We start from the raw sequence: 18,164 nt of genomic DNA, 5'->3' as shown, positions 1-18,164 counted from the left end.
ATGAAGGCCGGGTCACGATTATTGATCGGGGCCCGGCCTTTTTATTTATACTGCGCGCCTCGTGATTTTTCGGTGAAGCCCTGCCATGACTGCCCTGACCAAACCTGTTCGTACCCGTGTTGCTCCGTCGCCAACGGGCGACCCGCATGTGGGCACCGCGTATGTGGCACTGTTTAACGTCTGCTTTGCGCGCCAGCATGGCGGCCAATTCATTTTGCGTATTGAAGATACCGATCAGCAGCGTTCCACGCCGGAGTCGGAACAGCAGATTCTGTCGTCGCTCAAGTGGTTGGGTTTGAATTGGGATGAGGGTCCGGATATTGGCGGCCCCCACGCGCCGTATCGGCAGAGTGAGCGCAGCGCGATTTACCAGCAGCACGCGGAGATTTTGTTAAACAAGGGCCATGCCTTCCGCTGCTTCTGCACCAGTGAGCGTTTGGATGCTCTGCGTGCCGAGCAGACTGCGGCCAAAGGCGCGCTGGGCTATGACGGCCACTGCGCCAACTTGCCCGCCGCAGAAGTAGCGTCTCGAGTCGCAGCGGGTGAACCCCATGTGATTCGTATGAAGGTGCCGCGTGAGGGTGTTTGCGAGGTCAACGACCTGCTGCGCGGCACCATCAGCATCGATTGGAAAGAAGTGGACATGCAGGTCTTGATGAAGGCCGACGGTCTGCCGACGTACCATCTCGCCAATGTGGTGGATGACCACCTCATGGAGATCACCCATGTGCTGCGAGGCGAGGAGTGGATCAGCTCGGCGCCCAAGCACAAGCTGCTCTACGAGTATTTCGGCTGGGATATGCCACAGCTGTGCCATTTGCCGCTGCTGCGTAACCCGGACAAATCCAAGCTCAGCAAGCGTAAAAATCCGACCTCCATTACGTATTACGAGCGCATGGGCTATTTGCCAGAAGCGCTGCTGAATTACCTGGGCCGCATGGGTTGGTCCATGCCGGATGAGCGTGAGCAATTCACCTTGGCTGAGATGATCGCGCATTTCGATGTACAACGTGTGTCGTTGGGCGGCCCCATTTTTGATGTGGAGAAGCTCGCATGGCTCAATGGCCAGTGGCTGAAAAGCTTGCCGTTGAATCAGTTTGTGGCGGCGTTTCAGCGCTGGGCATCGCCCGAGTTCCTGGCACGTGTGGCCAGTCAGATTCAGACTCGTGTTAGCACCTTGTCGGAAGCGGTGGATAAGGCCGGCTTCTTCTTTGCCGGTAAGGTTGTGCTAACGCCGGAAAGCTTCACGCATAAAAACCTGAGTGCTGAGCAAATCAAGGGCTTGTTGCAACTGGCCCTGTGGGAGCTGGAAGCGTTGCGGCACTGGGAGCACGCGCACATCAGCGAGTTGCTGCAACGCCTGAGCGGGGCGCTGGGCATTAAACTTCGCGATTTTATGGCGCCGTTCTTTGTCAGCATGGCGGGTACGCCATCGGCACCGCCGGTCATGGAAGCCATGGCTATTATGGGGCCGGACATGACGCGTGCACGCTTGCGCGAAGCCATTGCGGTGCTGGGTGGCGTGTCGAAGAACGAAACAAAGGCGTTGGAAAAGCAGCTCGCCGCATTCCGTCGCGGCGAGTCGTTAGTGAATCAGCAGCCTGATGCGTGATCAGGCGCTGAGCGCCCGCCCGGCAGCCGATAGCACGGCTTGCAGGGCGGCAGCGGTGGTGTCTTCGGCGAGCGCCACGGCCTCGCCAATCTGCTCGCCTTGACGGATCCGCACGCAGGCCATGGCATTGGCGCCGGTGTTATTGCCCAGCGAGAACTCATCAAAACCTTCCACCTCCAGCACTAAGCCGGTTTTCAGGCTAATGGCAGCAATGAGCGCTCCCACCACGCCACTGCCTTGGCCTTGAAGTACCGCGCCTTGGCTCAGCGTAATACTGGCCGTCACGATGTCGTCGGCACGGTCCAAGGTGTAGCCATTTAAGCGCCAGCCTTCGGGGGTGGCCACATAGTGCTGCTGAAACAGGGCATGGATGCGGCTGGCATCGACTTCGCCGCCACCACGCTCCGCATCCTCCTGCACCACACGCGAAAACGCGATCTGCAACCAGCGCGGCAGGGTGATGCCGAACTGCTGCTCCAGCACATGCAGCACACCGCCTTTGCCAGACTGCGAGTTAATGCGCACCACTTCCTCGTAGCGACGACCCAAATCACGCGGGTCTATGGGTAAGTAAGCCACATCCCACGGGTGTTCGGCCGAGACGGCCTCAGTCTGGTTGTTCAGGCACTTGCGGATGGCATCTTGATGGCTGCCAGAAAAGGCCGTGAACACCAGCTCGCCGGCATAGGCATGGCGCGGGTGCGTGGCAATTTCGGTAACCGCTTCCACGGTGTCGATGACGCTGCGCATGTCAGAGAAATCCAACTTAGGGTCTACGCCTTGGCTATACAGGTTCATGGCCATGGTGACCAGGTCCATGTTGCCGGTGCGCTCGCCATTGCCAAGTAGGGTGCCTTCCACGCGATCGGCGCCGGCCATAACGCCGAGTTCAGCAGCTGCCACGCCGCAGCCGCGATCATTGTGCGTGTGCAGCGACACCGTGACATGTTCGCGATGGTGCATGTGTTCGAGCATCCACTCCACGCTGTCGGCAAAGACATTGGGCGTGCTGACTTCAACAGTAGCTGGCAAATTAATAATGACAGCTTGCCCGTTTTGCGGCTGCCATGCCTCAATCACCGCATTGACGACTTCGGCAGCCACCGGCAGTTCGGTGCCGGTAAAACTCTCTGGCGAGTACTGAAATGTCCATTGGGTTTCGGGGTGTTGTGCCGCGTGCTCGGCCACACAGTGGGCGCCCGCAACGGCAATGGCTTTCACGCCGGCCACATCGGTACGGAATACCTGCTCGCGCTGTGTGCGGGATGTGGAGTTGTAGACATGCACAATGGCGCGTTTGGCGCCTTTCAGCGATGAGTAGGTGCGTGCAATCAATTCCGGACGCGCCTGCGTTAAGACTTGAATAGTGACGTCGTCCGGAATTTGCTGCTGCTCGATGAGCTGGCGCACGAAATCAAAGTCGGGCTGTGAGGCCGCTGGAAATCCAACCTCAATTTCTTTGAAGCCAACCTTCACCAGCAACTGGAACAAACGCGTTTTCTGCTCAACCGTCATGGGCTTGACCAAGGCCTGATTGCCATCGCGCAGATCCACGGCACACCAGCGCGGGGCTTGTGTGATGACATGGTCGGGCCAGCGGCGTTGCGGGCGAACGACCACGGGCGTGGGGCGGTATTTGCGGAAATCGTAAGCCATGGTGCTGCTCCTGACTGAGCGTGGTCTGAATAGGTGAGCAGTGTAGGGCGGCAGTTGCGCAATGTGCTTGCGAAAATCTGGCATTAAGACTATAAATTGGTGAATTATGCTAATTAATTTGATTTAACGGGTGATAAATTGCGATGAGTGAGGTTTCTGCGAAATTTGATCGGCACGATCGGCTGATTTTGGCTGCTTTGCAGCAGGACGGCAGTTTGTCTAATTTGGAGCTGGCGGATCGTGTCGGCTTGTCGCCATCTCCCTGTTCTCGGCGGGTGCAAAAACTGGAAGAGAGCGGGGTCATTCGCGGGCGGGCTGCGCTGCTCGATAGTAAGTCGCTGGGCTTGGGCCTGACGGTGCTGATTCAAATCAGCATGGATCGCCATACGCCCGAGCGCTTCGAAAACTTCGAGGCTACGGTGCGCGCCTTTGAAGAAGTGCAACAGTGCTACCTCATTACGGGTCAGAGTGCAGATTACCTGCTGAAAGTCGTGGTGCCCGACATGGATGCCTACCAAGCGTTCTTGCTCGACAAGGTCACTCGCATTGAGGGGGTGAGTGGTGTGCACTCGAGTTTCGTCATGCGAAAAGTGGTGGATACCACGGCCTTACCGCTGAGTTATCTCTGAGTTTTCCACTGACTTGCACATTCCTTGCGCAGACGAGCATCTTTTTCTGACAAGCGTGTTGACAGCCTTACTCGGCATCCCTAAGATTCGCGCCACTGAACGACGACACACCCAGATGTCGTTCTGTAACGTGGGGCTATAGCTCAGCTGGGAGAGCGCTACAATGGCATTGTAGAGGTCAGCGGTTCGATCCCGCTTAGCTCCACCACGTTTGGCCCCATCGTCTAGCGGTTAGGACATCGCCCTTTCACGGCGGTAACCCGGGTTCGATTCCCGGTGGGGTCACCACATAGCAAAGCCCAGTCAGAAATGACTGGGCTTTTTGCTTTCTGGGCCTTTTGCGTTACGTCGCGAGCAGGGCCATGATGGTCGTCATCTACACGGAGATGATCGCCATGGATACTTCCGCACACTGCCTCAACAGTCTGTTTGCTCAGCTAGGTTTGGCCAATAGCGATGAGGCCATTACTGCCTTTGCCGCGCAGCATCGCGTGGCCAGTGACGTACTGCTGCATCGCGCCGAATGCTGGTCGCCAGCTCAGGCGCAGTTCATTCGCGATGCCATGCGCGAAGACTCCGACTGGGCTGCCGCCGTCGATCAACTCAATGCTTTGATGCATCGCGCATGAAAACCCAGATCACACGTACAGAAAGCGACAGTTTCGGTGTAATCGAGGTGCCGGCAGATCGTTATTGGGGCGCGCAGACGCAGCGCTCCCTACAGAATTTTGATATCGGCGGCGAGCGCTTGCCTGCGCCGTTGATTCGGGCGCTAGGCATGGTCAAGTACTGTGCAGCTCGCTCCAACCTCACGCTGGGGCGTATCGAGTCAAGGCTGGGCGAGGCCATTGCTGAGGCAGCGCTGGCGGTCATGGATGGCAGCCTGGATGAGCACTTTCCACTCGTAGTTTGGCAGACCGGCTCCGGTACGCAGTCGAACATGAATGCTAACGAGGTCATTGCCAATCTCGCCAGCCAGCGCCTTGGCGGTGCCATGGGCAGCAAGCAGCCAGTGCATCCCAACGATCATTGCAACCTCAGCCAGTCATCCAACGACAGCTTCCCGACGGCCATGCACATTGCCGTGGTCGAGGAGATTCATGGCCGCCTGCAGCCGGCGCTGCGGCATCTGCAGCAGGCCTTGGCGGCGCGTGCCGAGGACTGGCAGCACATCATCAAGATAGGGCGCACGCATTTGCAGGACGCCACGCCGCTGACGTTGGGCCAGGAGTTCTCTGGCTACGCGATGCAGCTGCAGCTCGGTCTGGCGCGTGTGCACGATGCCTTGCCGCGTCTGTATCCGCTGGCGCAGGGTGGCACCGCGGTGGGTACCGGTCTGAATACGCCCATCGGTTTCGACAAGCTGTTTGCGGCCGAGGTGGCGCGCTGTACCGGCCTGCCATTCGTCACGGCGCTGAACAAGTTCGAGGCGCTGGCCAGTCACGATGCCTTGGTCGAGCTGTCGGGCGTGCTCAACACGCTGGCGGTCAGTCTCAACAAGATCGCCAATGATGTCCGGCTGCTCGGCTCCGGGCCGCGCTCCGGTCTCGGCGAGCTGGCCTTGCCGGAGAACGAGCCGGGCTCGTCGATCATGCCGGGCAAGGTCAATCCGACTCAGTGCGAGGCACTGACCATGGTCTGCGCCCAGGTCATGGGCAACCACGTTACGGCCACCATTGCCGGTGCTCAGGGGCATTTCGAGCTCAATGTGTTCAAGCCGGTGATTGCCTACAACGTGCTGCAGTCCATCCGCTTGCTGGCGGATGCGGCGTGCAGCTTCACTGATCATTGCATCAGCGGCATGACGGCCAACGAGGCGCGCATTGCCGAGCTGGTCGAGCGTTCGCTGATGCTGGTGACGGCGTTGGCGCCGGTGATTGGCTACGACAACGCGGCGCTGATTGCCAAGCGCGCGCATCACAACGGCACGACGCTGCGCGAGGAGGCGGTCGCTGGCGGCTTTGTCAGCGCTGAGGAGTTTGACCGCGTGGTGCGGCCCGAGCAGATGCTGGGGCCGGCTTAGGTTGCGGCGACCTCATTGCCAGCCGTGGCTGGTCAGCCAGTCACGGACTCCCCCGGCCACGGCGTGTGGCGTGCGTACCCAGCGCAGATGATCGGCGCGATCACCCAGTGTGGTGGCATCAAGCACGCGCTCGCTGACCTGGGCGCTGCTGAAGCGGGCGCGCATCGCATCCATGGCGGCCTTCGGGGCAAAGTCATCGTCGGCCATGCGCAGCATCAGCAAGGGTTTGTTGAAGTGGCGGATACCGGCTTCCAGATCTTCATCCAGCCCGATGGCTGCGTAACGGTTGTGGCGGGCCAGCTGCAGCCAGTCCTGCATGAGCCGGCGCGCTTCGCGGCCTCCGAAGCCGACCTTGTCGCCGGGATAGTAGCCGAAGGCGCGGGTCAGCATGGGGATCATCATGATGAGCACGCGCAGCTGGTTGCGTACCTTGCCTTCGAAGGCTTCAAAGCAGGCTGTGCCGCAGGCGCTGAGAATGACGCCGGCGATGCGTTCAGGGCTGCGGCCGGCCGTCATGCTGGCATAGTGGCCTCCGAGGCTGTGACCCATGAGCACGACGGGCTGGCCGGGCCGCTGGCTGTGCAGCCAGCCGAGGAGGGCGGGAATGTCTTCATCGAGTGCTTCGCGATAGCCGAAGTCGACGCTGCGCGAGGGCCGCAGGGCGCTGTCACCGTGTCCGCGCTGCTCCATGATCAGCACAGCTGTGCCGGCTGCTTGCAGGGCACTGGCGAGCGGATCGTAGTAGCGCGCCGGGATGCCCAGCGCCGGCATCAGCAGAATGGCAGCACCGCTGCTGCTGGCGTTGAACCAGCGGACGGGTACGGCATAAGCTGATTTTTCAGGCGTGGACACGGGCAGGGTAAAGAGTTCGGCAGACATGCGGACCTCACGACAATGATCTTGAAAATAATGAGTTGCTGAAAAGTGACGGACTGAATGTACCATCAGTGCACAACCGCTCAACAAGAAGAACATGATGACGCGACAATTGCTCTGCCTGCTGCCTCTGCTGCTTGCCGCCTGCGGTACGGATAGCAGCATTCCTGCCACGCTGGCACCGGATACCGATGCCCTGCCGCCGCTGTGCGTGTCCAACACCTGTGGTCAGGTCATCGACATTGCCACCATCCCCGATGCTGAGAACACGCTGACCACGCCGGATGGGCGAGTGTTTGTGTCAGGCGGTACGGGGGTGTTTGAAATTCTTCGCAGCGGCGATGTGTATACCGCCACCCCGATCAACGATGCCGCCTGCAATTTCACGGGGCTGGCCCAGCGCGGCGATGTGCTATATGCCAATTGCTTCGATGGCCGGCTCTATGCCGCTCGCCTGACGCCATCGCCCAGACTGCAGGCTATTCACGAATACGGTCTGGCAGCGCCCAATGGCTTGGCCGCCGGGCCGGATGGCGCGCTGTATTTGACCAATGGTCCGTTGGCGACGACGGCGTTGCCCGATCCGAAAATTGTGCGCGTGGTGTTGGACTCGGCCGACCCGTTCAAGGTGCTCAGTCAGGCAGTCTGGCTGGCCAGCGGCCTGACCGCGCCGAACGGCATCGCCATTCGCGGCCGTGAACTCTATGTGACGGACAGCAGCCTGATGCCGCCGGCGCTGGGCCGCATCGAGCGCATCCTGATCGGCAGCGATGGCCTGCCCGGCGAGCGCCAGGTTATCGCCTCGTTGCCATCCATTCCTGATGACCTGAGCGTGGTCGGTGAGGGCTTGCTGGTGTCGCTTTTCGTTCAGGGCAATGTGGCACTGATCGGCTTTGACGGTACGGTACTGCAGCAGACGGACCCGCTGGGGCTGGCGTTTCCATCCAGCGTACGCCTGACCAACGGGCCGCTGTTTGCGCCCGGCGATGTGCTGATCACGCAGAAAGGTATCATTGGCGATACCTCATCGCCTTATGGCAACCGCTTGAGTATCCTCAGGCCGAACGCGCGCTGAGTCGCGTGCAAACATAGCGTTTCACACAGAAGGAGCAAGCGTCATGCATGTCATCGGGTTTCTGCTGATAGGTGCCATTGCCGGCTGGCTGGCCGGTCTGATCATGAAGGGCAGTGGTAAGGGTCTGCTCGGCAATATGGTCGTTGGCGTACTGGGTTCGGTGATCGGCGGCTTCGTGTTCCAGTCCGTCGGCATTGCTGCCGGCGGTTTTGTGACGGCATTGATCGGGGCCATCGTGCTGCTCTTTGTTGTTAATCAGCTGAAGTCCTAGGACAGGACAGTTGCCGGGCAAGTCATGAGATCCCGGCATATTCGTAATTGACTTTACGGTCATGCTCTTGTGTCATGTGCGGGCATTTTCTGCTTGCTTATGTATTAAGGATTTCTCATGTCTTATCGTTCTGTTTTTCGCTCCGACCTGTTTGCGGGTCAAACTCATATTGTGACGGGTGGCGGCTCCGGCATCGGCCGTTGCACCGCGCACGAACTGGCCGCGCTGGGCGCGCATGTGGTGCTGGTGGGTCGCTCTGTCGAGCGTCTGGAAAAAACCGTGGCCGAGATTGTTGAAGACGGCGGTTCGGCATCGTATGTGAGCCTCGACATTCGTGAAGAGCAGGCGGTGAAGGATGCCGTGGCACAGGTACTGGCCGAACGCGGTGCCATCCACGGGCTGGTCAACAATGCTGGCGGCCAGTTCCCGTCGCCGCTCATGCACATCTCCAAGAAGGGCTGGGATGCGGTGGTGAACAGCAATCTCACCGGCGGCTTCCTGTTTGCCCGCGAGGTGTTCAACCAGTACATGCTGGCTCATGGCGGCAGCATCGTGAACATCATTGCCGACATGTGGCGCGGCATGCCGGGTATGGGGCACTCCGGTGCAGCGCGTGCTGGTATGTTCAGCTTTACGGAAACGGCAGCGGTGGAATGGGCGTTTGCCGGTGTGCGCGTGAATTCGGTTGCGCCCGGCTTCATTGCGTCCAGCGGCATGGATCGCTATGACCCGGCCTTTGCCGAGACGGTAATTCCGCAAATGCGCGGCCTGATTCCTGCCAAGCGTATGGGTGACGAAGATGAAATCAGCAGCACCATCGTGTTCCTGCTGTCGCCGGCGGCATCGTACATGACGGGTGCTTGCCTCTGTGTGGATGGCGGCTCATCGCTTAATACCAAGCTGTTCCCGTTGCCGGATCACAACCGCATGCCGCCGCAGAACGGTTTTCACCGTGCTGTGAAACCCAAGGCGGTGAAGGACTAACGCAGATAAAGACTCAGACCGCATTAGGGTAGTTGGCGTGTCTCACCAATAGCCCAGTGTGGAAACCGCTCAGGATCTACGTCAGCGTTTGTTAAGGCCTGTGCTAGATCCTGGGACGGTTGCTGAATGGCTTCATCCGTCAAGATAAACGTACCCCAGTGAATGCCTAGGCTCAGGCGAGACTGCACATCTAAGTGAATTTGTACGGCTTGTGCCGGGTCTATGTGTTGGCGTTGCATAAAGTCGCGCGGCAAATAAGCCCCAATGGGAATCATGGCGAAATCCATTGCGCCGAAACGCGCATGGATATCGCGGAAGTCTTTGGAGTAGCCTGTGTCGCCGGCAAAAAATGCGTGCTTGCCGCGATGCTGAATCACATAACCGCCCCACAGCGCCTCGTTACGATCCCCGAGCAAATAGCGCTTACTCCAGTGCTGGGTTGGCACTAGCGTGATTCGCAGGTCATCGCGTAGGGTATGGCTGTCCCACCAGTCCAGCTCTTTGATGTGGGTGATTCCTTGCTGGCGCAGCAGTGCCGCATTGCCCAGAGGCACTATAAATAACGGTGGGCCACCAATCTGCGCGTTAAGCTGCTTTAGGCTGGGCAGGTCGAGATGATCGTAATGATTGTGGGATATCACCACTGCATCAATAAAGGGCAGTTTTTCTGGAGAAATGGGCGGCGGTGTCAACCGTTTCGGCCCCAGCCACGATAGGGGGGAGGCGCGATCAGAAAAAATCGGGTCCGTGAGTACGCGAACGCCGTGACTATTTAGTAATACACTGGCATGGCCTAGCCAGGTGGCCGAACGACCTTGGGTGGTCGTGAGTTGGGATGTGTTGATGGCTTGCCAAGGGACGAGATCGGCGCGTTGTTCCGGCGCATCCCGCAACAGTCGCTGCCATTGCCAGCGAAAGAAGTCGCCCATGTCGGGCTCGCGACCCGGATAGTTATTGTGAAAACCCTCGCGGCTGTGATGCGGCTTCTGGCTATTGTAGTAAGCATTATGTGTTTGACAGGCCACTAGCAGCGGCAAGCCAAATAAGAGTACGAACATTTTCAAAGGCATAGCGGCTATCGCAGTCAATCAGTTAGTTGCGATAGTGCCGATAATTGCCGGTATTGGCAGCTGTTCAGGCGCGCTATTTCCGAGATTTGGCCTAAACTCAGTCCAATTTTTCGCCCATTTTTATGAGGGAGCCAGATTTGGCGCATACGGAATTTCTAAAAGACCTCGCCATTATCATGATGATTGCGGGTCTGATTTCACTGCTGTTTCATCGCTTGAAACAGCCGGTGGTGCTGGGCTATTTGCTCGCCGGTATGATCGTGGGGCCTCATACGCCGCCCGTTCCCTTGGTTACTGACATCGCCACGATTCAAACCCTGGCCGAGCTGGGCGTGGTGTTTCTGCTGTTTTCCTTGGGCTTGGAGTTCAGCTTAAAGCGCCTAAAAGCCGTGGGACTCACGGCCATTATTGCCGCCATCACCGAAATTGTGTTGATGATGTGGCTGGGTTATCAGATCGGCCTAGCCTTTGGTTGGTCAGAAATGGATGCTTTGTTTCTCGGCGCTATTTTGTCGATTTCCTCAACCACCATCATCGTGAAGGCTTTGGAGGAGTTGGGCCTGAAGCGTCAGCGTTTTGCCCAGCTAATTTTCGGCGTGCTCATTGTTGAAGACATCTTGGCCATTGCGCTCATTGCCTTGCTCTCGGGCCTGGCCGTGACCGGCGTGGTCAGTGTGGGCGCGGTGGTCGGCACCCTAGGCAAACTGGGGATTTTTTTGGTGGTGGCACTGCTGGCAGGCTTATTATTGGTGCCGCGCCTACTGGCACTTGTCGCCCGCTACAAAAGCCGTGAAATGTTGTTAATTACGGTGTTGGGACTGTGTTTTGGCTTTTGCCTGTTGGTCGTGGAGATTGGCTACAGCATGGCGCTAGGCGCTTTCGTGATGGGCGCCATCATGGCTGAGTCGCGGCAAATCAAGCAGATTGAGTCGCTGGTTGAACCCCTGCGCGATATGTTCAGCGCGATCTTTTTCGTCACCATTGGCATGCTCGTAGACCCAGCGGTGATTAGCCAGTACTGGCAGCCAATTTTGCTCATTACGCTGGTGGTTGTTGTGGGGAAGGTGGTGAGTTGCACCGTGGGCACCTTAGTGTCGGGAACGGATGCGCGCACCTCCCTGAAAGTCGGCATGGGCTTGGCACAGATTGGTGAGTTCTCTTTCATTATCGCGACCTTGGGTTTGACACTGGGGGTCACCAGCTCCTTTTTGTACCCCATCGTCGTGGCCGTGTCGGTATTAACCACTTTGCTCACACCGTATTTGATTCGCGCCTCCGACCCCTTGGCCGACCTGGCTCGGCGCTACTTCCCCGTCAGTTGGCATGACAGCCTTGCGGCCTACAGCGCGTGGCTCAGTGGCTTAGGCCCGAGCGTGGCTCAAGCACAGATGACGGCGATCATTCGTCGCATATTAGTGCATGTGCTACTGAATTTTTGTGTGATTGCCGGCATCTTCCTCGCCGTCGCGTTTGTGCTGCGTGAGTCCGATTTCAGTCAGAACCTGCCGCAAATTTCGCCGGCTTGGCATAACACCGCGTATTGGTTGATGTCGCTGGTCTTGTCAGTCCCCTTTATGGTGGCGGCTTACCGTAAGTTGGAGGCGCTGAGTTTGATTCTGGCGGAGCTGACTGTGGGTGGTCCGGCCATTGGCCTGCAGAGCTTTAAGCTGCGTCAGCTGTTGGCACGCGTATTACCGGTTTTGGCGTTGTTGGCCATGCTGCTGCTCATCGCCGGGCTCAGCTCCATCCTGCTGCCGCCACTGCATTTGTTCGTGGCCGTGCTGATGCTGGCCATGCTGCTGGCACTGACGGTCTGGCCGTCGGTAGTGCGCTGGCACTCGCAGGTGCAGATTGCCCTGCGCGAGACGCTGGCCAGTGACGCTGGCGATGAGCGTCACTGAGCTCCGGCGGTACTGCGTTCGAAGCGGCGGTACAGCACGGGCAGCAGGAATAGCGTCAGCGCGGTGGAGGTGATGAGGCCGCCGATGACGACAATCGCCAGCGGCCGCTGAATCTCGGAACCAGGGCCGGTGGCGAAGAGCAACGGGATCAGCGCCAGCGCCGTCATCGAAGCCGTGAGCATGACCGGGCGCAGACGCCGCAGGGCACCTTCACGAACGACGTCGGTCAGGTTCATGCCGGTGCTGCGCAGCTGATTGAAGCAGCTCACCAGCACCACGCCATTGAGCACGGCGATGCCGAGCAGAGCGATGAAACCGACCGAGGCCGGCACCGACAGGTATTCGCCGGACACCGCCAGTGCCAGCACGCCGCCGATCAGCGCGAGCGGGATGTTGGCGAGAATCAGCGCGGCCTGTCGCCAAGATTGGAAGGTTATGTACAAGATCAGGAAGATCAGCACCAGTGCGATGGGGATCACAATCGCCAGACGCTGGGCGGCGCGCTGTTGGTTCTCGAATTCGCCCCCCCAGGTCAGGCTGTAGCCGGTCGGCAGCTTGATCTGCTGCGCCACTTTCTGCTGCGCTTCATCGACAAAACCGACCAGATCACGACCGCTGACATTGGCGAGCACGACTTGATAGCGCTGGCCTTGCTGCCGGCTGACCTGCACCGGGCCATCAACCCGTTCGAACTGCGCGAGCTGGCCGAGGCTGATCTGCTCGCCGGAGGGCAGGGTGATCAGCGTTTGTGCCAGCGAGTCCGGCGTGCGGGCACTGTCCTGGCCCCTCAAGATCAGCGGTACGCGGCGACCGGTCTGGCTGATGATGCCGACCTGCTCCCCCTCGATCTGTGTGCGCATCAACGCCGCAAAGTCATCCACTGCGAGTCCGGCACGCGCCAGCGCATCGGTATCGGGCACGATCTGCAGATACTGCACACCGTTGTTCTCCACGAAATAGACATCCTCGGCCCCGTTGATGCCGCGCAGAATGCCAGCGATTTCTTCCGCCAGCGCATTGAGGCGGTTCAGGTCCGGACCGAACAGGCGGATGGCGAGGTCGCCGCGCACGCCGATGATCATCTCCGACACGCGCATTTCGATGGGCTGGGTGAAGGCGAGCTCGATGCCGGGGAAGTTGTGCAGTACCTGACGGATCTTGTCCACGATCGCGGATTTGCTGGCCAACTGCCATTCGTTGTCCGGCTTCAGGCTGATGAAGGTGTCGGTCTGGTTCAGGCCCATGGGGTCGAGGCCGATTTCATCGGTGCCGGTGCGTGCAGTGATGTTGGCAATGTCGGGCACGGCCTTGAGCAAGGCCTGCTGCACCCGCGTGTCGATGGCCAGCGAGGTTTCCAGGCTGATCGACGGCAGCTTTTCCAGCTGCACGATGAAGTCGCCTTCGTCCAGCGTGGGCATGAAGGTTTTGCCGACTTGCGTGTAGACGCCGGCGCTGAGCACCAGCAGCAGGCCGGCACCGATGAGCAGGGGCTTCGGCCGGGCCAGCACGCGGTCCAGCAGCGGCGCATAGTGCTTGGCGATGGTGCGGGGCAGCCAGGGCTCTTCGTCGGCCTCGCGCTTGAGCAGCCACTGCGCCAGCAGCGGAATGATGGTCAGCGACAGCAGCAGCGAGCCGGCGAGCGCGAACAGGATGGTCATGGCCACCGGCGCGAAGAGCTTGCCCTCCAGGCCTTCCAGCGTGAGCAGCGGCAGGAACACCAGCGCGATGATGGCAATGCCGGCACCGACGGGCACGGCCACCTCGCGAATGGCGGCGATGATCAGCGCGGTTTTGGCAGCGCCTATCGGCGTTTCCTTTTCTTCCTGTAGTTTCGCCACGATGTTTTCGACCACCACCACGGCGGCATCGACCAGCATGCCAATGGCGATGGCGAGGCCCCCCAGACTCATGAGGTTGGCGCTGAGCCCGGTCCAGCGCATGAGCAGGAAGGTCCACAAGGCCGATAGCGGCAGCACCACGGCGACCGTGACGGCAGCGCGGACATGGCCGAGAAACAAGACCAGCAGCACGGCGACGAGCGCAACAGCTTCGAGCAGGGCCTTGCTCACGGTATGCACCGCGCGATTGACCAGCGCACTGCGGTCATACACGGTTTCGAGGCGGGTGCCGGCGGGCAGGGTCTTTGCCAGCTCGGCCAGGCGTTGCTTGACCTCGGCGACCACGACCTTGGCGTTGGCGCCGCGCAGGCCCAGCACCAGGCCTTGCACGGTCTCGCCCTTGCCGTTATGAGTGACACCGCCGAAGCGCGTCAGCGAGCCGTGACGCACATCGGCCACATCGCGCACGCGAATCTGCACATCGCCCTGAGCCGACACCACCAGATTTGCTACATCGTCGAGGGTTTTCAGCCGGCCTTGCAGGCGCACCAGTAATGCTTCCTCGCCAGCGCCGAGGCGGCCTGCACCGGTGCTGCTGTTATTTGTCAGCAAGGCGTCACGCAGGGTATCCACGCGGATGCCGGCGGCGGCCAGACGAGCTGGATCGGGGGCGACTTCAATCGCTCCGGCGAGTCCGCCGAGCACATTCACATCGGCTACGCCGGGCAGCGTGCGAAGCGCCGGGCGTATCACCCAGTCCAGCAGGGCGCGGCGTTCGACCAGCGGCTGCGGCCCTTCCACCGTGAACATGAACATTTCGCCGAGTGGCGTGGTGATGGGCGCGAGACCGCCAGTAGCATCGGCCGGCAGGCTCGCCATGACGCCGCTCAGGCGCTCACTGACCTGGCTGCGTGCCCAGTAAATATCGGTGCCTTCAGCAAAGTCGAGGGTGATGTCGGACAGGCCATACTTGGAGGTCGAGCGCAGCATGGTTTGCTGCGGGATGCCGAGCAGATCGACTTCCACCGGCACGGTGACGCGGCTCTCCATTTCCTCCGGCGTCATGCCCGGCACTTTCAGGATGACTTTGACCTGGGGTGCGGACACGTCCGGGAAGGCATCAATCGGCAGGGTCAGGCTGGCATGAATGCCGGTGGCGATCAGGGCCACCAGCGCAAAAACGCTGAGAAACGGGCGCTGCAGGGCGGCGGCACTGAGTTGCTCCAGCTTCATGGCGCGGCCTGCAGCAGACTTTTCAGGGTGATCAGGCCGGATACCGCGACGCGATCCCTGGCGCTGAGTTCGCCTTGCACCTGACTGCGCTCGCTGCCGCTGTCCAGCCGGGTCACGATGACCGGTTGCACGCCGCTATTGCGTGCGAGAAAAACATAGTGCTTGCCGCCGACGGTGAGCAGCGCACGTGTGGGCACGCTGAGGGCGGTGACCGCCGGTGCTTGCGTGGCCAGCGTGCGAGCGCGCAGCCATTGGCCCGGCCGCAGGGTGCTGGTGTCGCCGCGCAGGGCAGCACGCACGCGAATTTGGTTACCGGCGCTGGCGCTGCCCCAGCCGACCTGTTGAATCTCGGCACGGATGGCCAGCTCGCGATCGCTTTGCGGGTCGCTCAGGCGCAGCGTCTGGCCGCGCTGGAAGCGCTGAGATTCGGTGACTGGCACCGACAAGGCCAGCACTAGATGTTGCGGGTCGGCGAGCTGAAGCAAGGCATCGCCGGCACTGACGCGCTGGCCGAGCTGCACGGTTCGGCTGATCACGCGGGCGGCAGCCGGGGCGCGCAGAAAAACACGGCCCTGGCTGGCATCACCGGCAGATAGGCCGAGCAGGCTGAGCTGCTGGCGGGCGGCAGCAAAGGCGGCATTGGCCTCGATGGCTTTTTGCTCGCTGGCCTCCAGTCGCCGGGCAGCGATGATGCCTTCGGCATGCAGAGCGCGATCGCGCTGGCGTTCGGCATTGGCCAGCTTCGCCGCACTCTGTGTGCGCTTGAGCTCGGCGGCCAGCGCGGGTGCTTCCGGTGCGGCGATTTCCAGCAAGACCTGCTGCTTGCTCAGGCTGTCGCCCTCGGCCACGCGCAGGCGCGTCACCACGCCAGCCAGCGGTGCTGTCACCACCCATTGCGAATCAGCCGCCGCCTCAACCTGGCCATTAAAGGGCAGGCCCTGTCCGGCTTGCCCGGCATTAACCGGCTCGAAGCGAATGCCTGAAGCCTGAATCTGCGCGGCGGTCAGTGTCAGCAGCGGTGCTGCCTGCGTCAGGGTGCTGGCAAGCAGCAGAAACAGACCGTACGAACGCGCCCTCATGGCGTGACTCCTTGAACTTGATTGAATCGGGCGATGGCCCATTGCCGGGCAATACGGGCGCTGCCGTGCTGGCGTGCGATGTCGGCATAACGCTGCTCACCGAGCAGCCGCTCCTGCAGGCTGGTTTCGCCCAGTTGGTAGGCCTTGCGCGTCAGGCGGATTTCCTGCTCGGCGAGTGCCAGTCGTGCGCTCAGTTGCTGCAGTGCCAGCGTGCGGGCATTGAGTTCGTGATGCGCTTCGTGATGCGCCAGGGTGGCGGCGCGCTGCTCCCGGCGCACACTGTCTTCGGCTTCAGCCAGCTGCAGTTGCGCCGGCAGATGCTGAGCCCGGGCATGTGTCTGGCCGGCAAAGGGCAGGGTGATGGTGATGCCCACGCTGTCCGCGACATCGTTTTGAGCGCGTTCGCGCCGGCTGCCGATAAGCAGTTTCGGAGCCCCCGAGCCTTGTGCTTTCAGGCCCCTGACCACCTCTTGCTGGCGCTCGGCCCAGGCCTGTGCGGTGAGTAATGGCGGCCAGGGCTTGCTGCTGTCAGTCTGAGTCTCTTCGCCATGCAGCGGCAGAGCGCCAAGACCGGTCAGCGTGCGCCAGCGAAATTGCAGGTCAATATGTTGTGTCTCGGCCTCATGCAGCAGCAGCTCGCGTTCGCGCCGGGCATTCTCGGCAATCAGGCGCTCCAGCGGAGCGACTTCACCGGCCTTGACCTTGCGTTCGATGTCACTTTCCAAGGCCTTGAATGCGGTGACATCGGCCTCGGCCTGAGTCACCAGCCAGGCCTGCAGCTGCTCCTGCCAAAACAGTTCACGCACCTCGCCTGCAATTTGCCAGGCCTGCCATTGCCGATACTGGTGTGCGTAGGTTTGCGCCTTTTCGCCTTCGGCTTGCGCCGCATCGCGCTGACCCCAGCGCCACAGCGGTAGTTCCACGCCCACTTCGTTTTCGCGCAGGCTGGCACTGGCGGGGGTGTTGCGGTTATTCAGCGCATCCGTCTGATAGCGCCATTGCACAGCCGGTGCTGCCGACAGCCACAGGGCGCTACGTCGTTGGAGAATGTCACCCTCTTGTTGATGCGCGAGGAGAGCGCTTTGGGCCGGAGCATTTTGTTGGGCGGCGGCAATAGCGGCAGCTAGAGTCAGCGAATTGCTTCGCACCAGCTCTTTATGCTCATGGTTGTCAGGGCCGTAAACCGATGAATTAGCGGTGACCAATAAGGGCAGAAACAGTAGGGCGCCGAGCACGAGTCGGGGCAGGCGCAATGGTTCTGGGTTCATGGCAGTGCTCAAATGGTTTTGCCATGGAGTCTATCTAAATTGTCTTGCCAACGAGCGTCTGCGAAATGAACTTTTGTTTAGATTAGTCTAAAGTCTTGATAATGGCCTTGCTCTAATTGCAACAGCCGTTGTTTAAGCTCTAGCCCCCCGCCGAAGCCATGCAGTGCGCCATTGGCGGCGATCACACGGTGGCAGGGCACAATGATTGGGATAGGGTTCGCACCATTGGCAGCGCCCACGGCACGAACCGCATTGGGTCGCCCGATGTGACGTGCAATATCTCCGTAGGAACAGGTTTTGCCATAGGGGATGCGCATCAAGGCCTGCCAGACTTCGCGTTGGAATTCGGTCCCGTGGAAAGCGCAAGGTAACTCAAAGGCCTCAAGTTCAAAGACCTGTCGCTTGCCGGCAAAATAAGCGTTTAGTTGTTCGGCCACCGAGGGCAGGAGATCGGCGTGGTGTTGCCAGTCGGGCTCGGCGGCTGCAAGTGGCTGAAGCACGCCGTTGCGACGACGAAAGGGTAGTGCGAGGCCGGTGAAGTGCGTGTCATTGGCGAGCAGGCGAAGCGGGCCCATGGGGCTATTCAAGTCGCGATACCGTTGAGTCATGGCGTGGCCTTTCTGGGACGAGTTCTGTCAGCTATCCTATC

At 60.4% G+C, this 18,164-nt stretch carries 15 protein-coding genes and 2 tRNA genes; 10 read left to right on the top strand and 7 right to left on the bottom strand.

Annotated elements, in window-relative coordinates; genetic code table 11:
* The first annotated feature begins 85 nt into the window (after positions 1-85).
* Positions 86-1,612 carry a glutamate--tRNA ligase gene (gene gltX / locus AC14IB_RS02570; RefSeq protein WP_484230421.1) on the top strand — a complete coding sequence of 509 codons (1,527 nt, stop codon included), beginning with the start codon at positions 86-88 and terminating at the stop codon, positions 1,610-1,612.
* Here the strand turns inward: gltX and AC14IB_RS02565 are convergent, their stop codons facing one another.
* Positions 1,613-3,268 (bottom strand): 2-isopropylmalate synthase, encoded by a 1,656-nt coding sequence (locus AC14IB_RS02565; protein WP_484230420.1) that lies wholly within the window; start codon positions 3,266-3,268, stop codon positions 1,613-1,615.
* A 143-nt stretch (positions 3,269-3,411) separates the two neighbouring features.
* Between AC14IB_RS02565 and AC14IB_RS02560 the strand changes: the two genes are divergently transcribed.
* The 5 genes from AC14IB_RS02560 to fumC all read left to right on the top strand — a co-directional run bounded on the left by AC14IB_RS02560 (position 3,412) and on the right by fumC (position 5,920).
* Positions 3,412-3,897, top strand: coding sequence for an Lrp/AsnC family transcriptional regulator (locus AC14IB_RS02560; RefSeq protein ID WP_484230419.1), 486 nt, complete (start codon positions 3,412-3,414; stop codon positions 3,895-3,897).
* Between the two features lie 132 nt (positions 3,898-4,029).
* A tRNA-Ala gene (locus tag AC14IB_RS02555) sits at positions 4,030-4,105 on the top strand.
* 5 nt (positions 4,106-4,110) lie between these two features.
* A tRNA-Glu gene (locus AC14IB_RS02550) sits at positions 4,111-4,185 on the top strand.
* 74 nt (positions 4,186-4,259) lie between these two features.
* Positions 4,260-4,526, top strand: a complete 267-nt coding sequence (locus AC14IB_RS02545) for a DUF2789 domain-containing protein (RefSeq protein WP_484230418.1) — start codon at positions 4,260-4,262, stop codon at positions 4,524-4,526.
* Positions 4,527-4,534: 8 nt separating this feature from the next.
* Positions 4,535-5,920, top strand: a complete 1,386-nt coding sequence (gene fumC / locus AC14IB_RS02540) for a class II fumarate hydratase (RefSeq protein WP_484230497.1) — start codon at positions 4,535-4,537, stop codon at positions 5,918-5,920.
* Positions 5,921-5,932: 12 nt separating this feature from the next.
* On the opposite strand, the gene AC14IB_RS02535 is transcribed toward fumC, so the two are convergent.
* Positions 5,933-6,865: an alpha/beta hydrolase family protein gene (locus AC14IB_RS02535; protein WP_484230417.1), complete on the bottom strand. Its 933-nt coding sequence runs from the start codon at positions 6,863-6,865 to the stop codon at positions 5,933-5,935.
* A 28-nt stretch (positions 6,866-6,893) separates the two neighbouring features.
* Between AC14IB_RS02535 and AC14IB_RS02530 the strand changes: the two genes are divergently transcribed.
* The 3 genes from AC14IB_RS02530 (at position 6,894) to AC14IB_RS02520 (ending at position 9,126) form a co-directional block, all read left to right on the top strand.
* Positions 6,894-7,871 (top strand): SMP-30/gluconolactonase/LRE family protein, encoded by a 978-nt coding sequence (locus AC14IB_RS02530; protein ID WP_484230416.1) that lies wholly within the window; start codon positions 6,894-6,896, stop codon positions 7,869-7,871.
* A gap of 43 nt (positions 7,872-7,914) precedes the next feature.
* The gene (locus tag AC14IB_RS02525) at positions 7,915-8,142 is read left to right on the top strand and encodes a GlsB/YeaQ/YmgE family stress response membrane protein (RefSeq protein WP_484230415.1); all 228 of its coding nucleotides are present in this window, start codon (positions 7,915-7,917) and stop codon (positions 8,140-8,142) included.
* 117 nt (positions 8,143-8,259) lie between these two features.
* Positions 8,260-9,126: an SDR family oxidoreductase gene (locus AC14IB_RS02520; RefSeq protein WP_484230414.1), complete on the top strand. Its 867-nt coding sequence runs from the start codon at positions 8,260-8,262 to the stop codon at positions 9,124-9,126.
* Positions 9,127-9,149: 23 nt separating this feature from the next.
* Here the strand turns inward: AC14IB_RS02520 and AC14IB_RS02515 are convergent, their stop codons facing one another.
* Positions 9,150-10,196, bottom strand: coding sequence for an MBL fold metallo-hydrolase (locus tag AC14IB_RS02515; protein WP_484230413.1), 1,047 nt, complete (start codon positions 10,194-10,196; stop codon positions 9,150-9,152).
* Between the two features lie 137 nt (positions 10,197-10,333).
* Here AC14IB_RS02515 and AC14IB_RS02510 point away from each other — a divergent pair, with 137 nt between their 5' ends.
* Entirely contained in the window at positions 10,334-12,097 is a 1,764-nt protein-coding gene (locus AC14IB_RS02510; protein ID WP_484230412.1) for a cation:proton antiporter, read from the top strand.
* Here the strand turns inward: AC14IB_RS02510 and AC14IB_RS02505 are convergent.
* From AC14IB_RS02505 to AC14IB_RS02490, 4 genes are all read right to left on the bottom strand, one after another.
* The gene (locus AC14IB_RS02505) at positions 12,091-15,168 is read right to left on the bottom strand and encodes an efflux RND transporter permease subunit (protein WP_484230411.1); all 3,078 of its coding nucleotides are present in this window, start codon (positions 15,166-15,168) and stop codon (positions 12,091-12,093) included. The genes AC14IB_RS02510 and AC14IB_RS02505 overlap by 7 nt on opposite strands.
* The gene (locus tag AC14IB_RS02500) at positions 15,165-16,247 is read right to left on the bottom strand and encodes an efflux RND transporter periplasmic adaptor subunit (RefSeq protein ID WP_484230410.1); all 1,083 of its coding nucleotides are present in this window, start codon (positions 16,245-16,247) and stop codon (positions 15,165-15,167) included. The genes AC14IB_RS02505 and AC14IB_RS02500 overlap by 4 nt, the downstream gene beginning before the upstream one ends.
* On the bottom strand, positions 16,244-17,515 hold the full coding sequence (locus tag AC14IB_RS02495; RefSeq protein WP_484230409.1) for a TolC family protein: 1,272 nt from the start codon (positions 17,513-17,515) through the stop codon (positions 16,244-16,246). Before AC14IB_RS02495 ends, AC14IB_RS02500 begins: the two co-directional genes overlap by 4 nt.
* A gap of 77 nt (positions 17,516-17,592) precedes the next feature.
* The gene (locus AC14IB_RS02490) at positions 17,593-18,123 is read right to left on the bottom strand and encodes a methylated-DNA--[protein]-cysteine S-methyltransferase (protein ID WP_484230408.1); all 531 of its coding nucleotides are present in this window, start codon (positions 18,121-18,123) and stop codon (positions 17,593-17,595) included.
* Between the last annotated feature and the right edge of the window lie 41 nt (positions 18,124-18,164).

The sequence above is a fragment of the Perlucidibaca sp. genome (genome assembly GCF_057084925.1).
The sequence above is the reverse complement of the archived record's forward strand: the minus strand, read 5'-3'. Positions and strand labels throughout refer to the sequence as shown.

Coding starts and splice junctions, on each gene's coding strand:
- AC14IB_RS02545 (WP_484230418.1), top strand. CDS start 4,260: ATGATGGTCGTCATCTACACGGAGATGATCGCCATGGATACTTCCGCA.
- AC14IB_RS02560 (WP_484230419.1), top strand. CDS start 3,412: ATGAGTGAGGTTTCTGCGAAATTTGATCGGCACGATCGGCTGATTTTG.
- AC14IB_RS02565 (WP_484230420.1), bottom strand. CDS start 3,268: ATGGCTTACGATTTCCGCAAATACCGCCCCACGCCCGTGGTCGTTCGC.
- AC14IB_RS02515 (WP_484230413.1), bottom strand. CDS start 10,196: ATGCCTTTGAAAATGTTCGTACTCTTATTTGGCTTGCCGCTGCTAGTG.
- AC14IB_RS02490 (WP_484230408.1), bottom strand. CDS start 18,123: ATGACTCAACGGTATCGCGACTTGAATAGCCCCATGGGCCCGCTTCGC.
- AC14IB_RS02535 (WP_484230417.1), bottom strand. CDS start 6,865: ATGGTACATTCAGTCCGTCACTTTTCAGCAACTCATTATTTTCAAGAT.
- AC14IB_RS02505 (WP_484230411.1), bottom strand. CDS start 15,168: ATGAAGCTGGAGCAACTCAGTGCCGCCGCCCTGCAGCGCCCGTTTCTC.
- AC14IB_RS02525 (WP_484230415.1), top strand. CDS start 7,915: ATGCATGTCATCGGGTTTCTGCTGATAGGTGCCATTGCCGGCTGGCTG.
- gltX (WP_484230421.1), top strand. CDS start 86: ATGACTGCCCTGACCAAACCTGTTCGTACCCGTGTTGCTCCGTCGCCA.
- AC14IB_RS02495 (WP_484230409.1), bottom strand. CDS start 17,515: ATGAACCCAGAACCATTGCGCCTGCCCCGACTCGTGCTCGGCGCCCTA.
- AC14IB_RS02520 (WP_484230414.1), top strand. CDS start 8,260: ATGTCTTATCGTTCTGTTTTTCGCTCCGACCTGTTTGCGGGTCAAACT.
- AC14IB_RS02530 (WP_484230416.1), top strand. CDS start 6,894: ATGATGACGCGACAATTGCTCTGCCTGCTGCCTCTGCTGCTTGCCGCC.
- AC14IB_RS02500 (WP_484230410.1), bottom strand. CDS start 16,247: ATGAGGGCGCGTTCGTACGGTCTGTTTCTGCTGCTTGCCAGCACCCTG.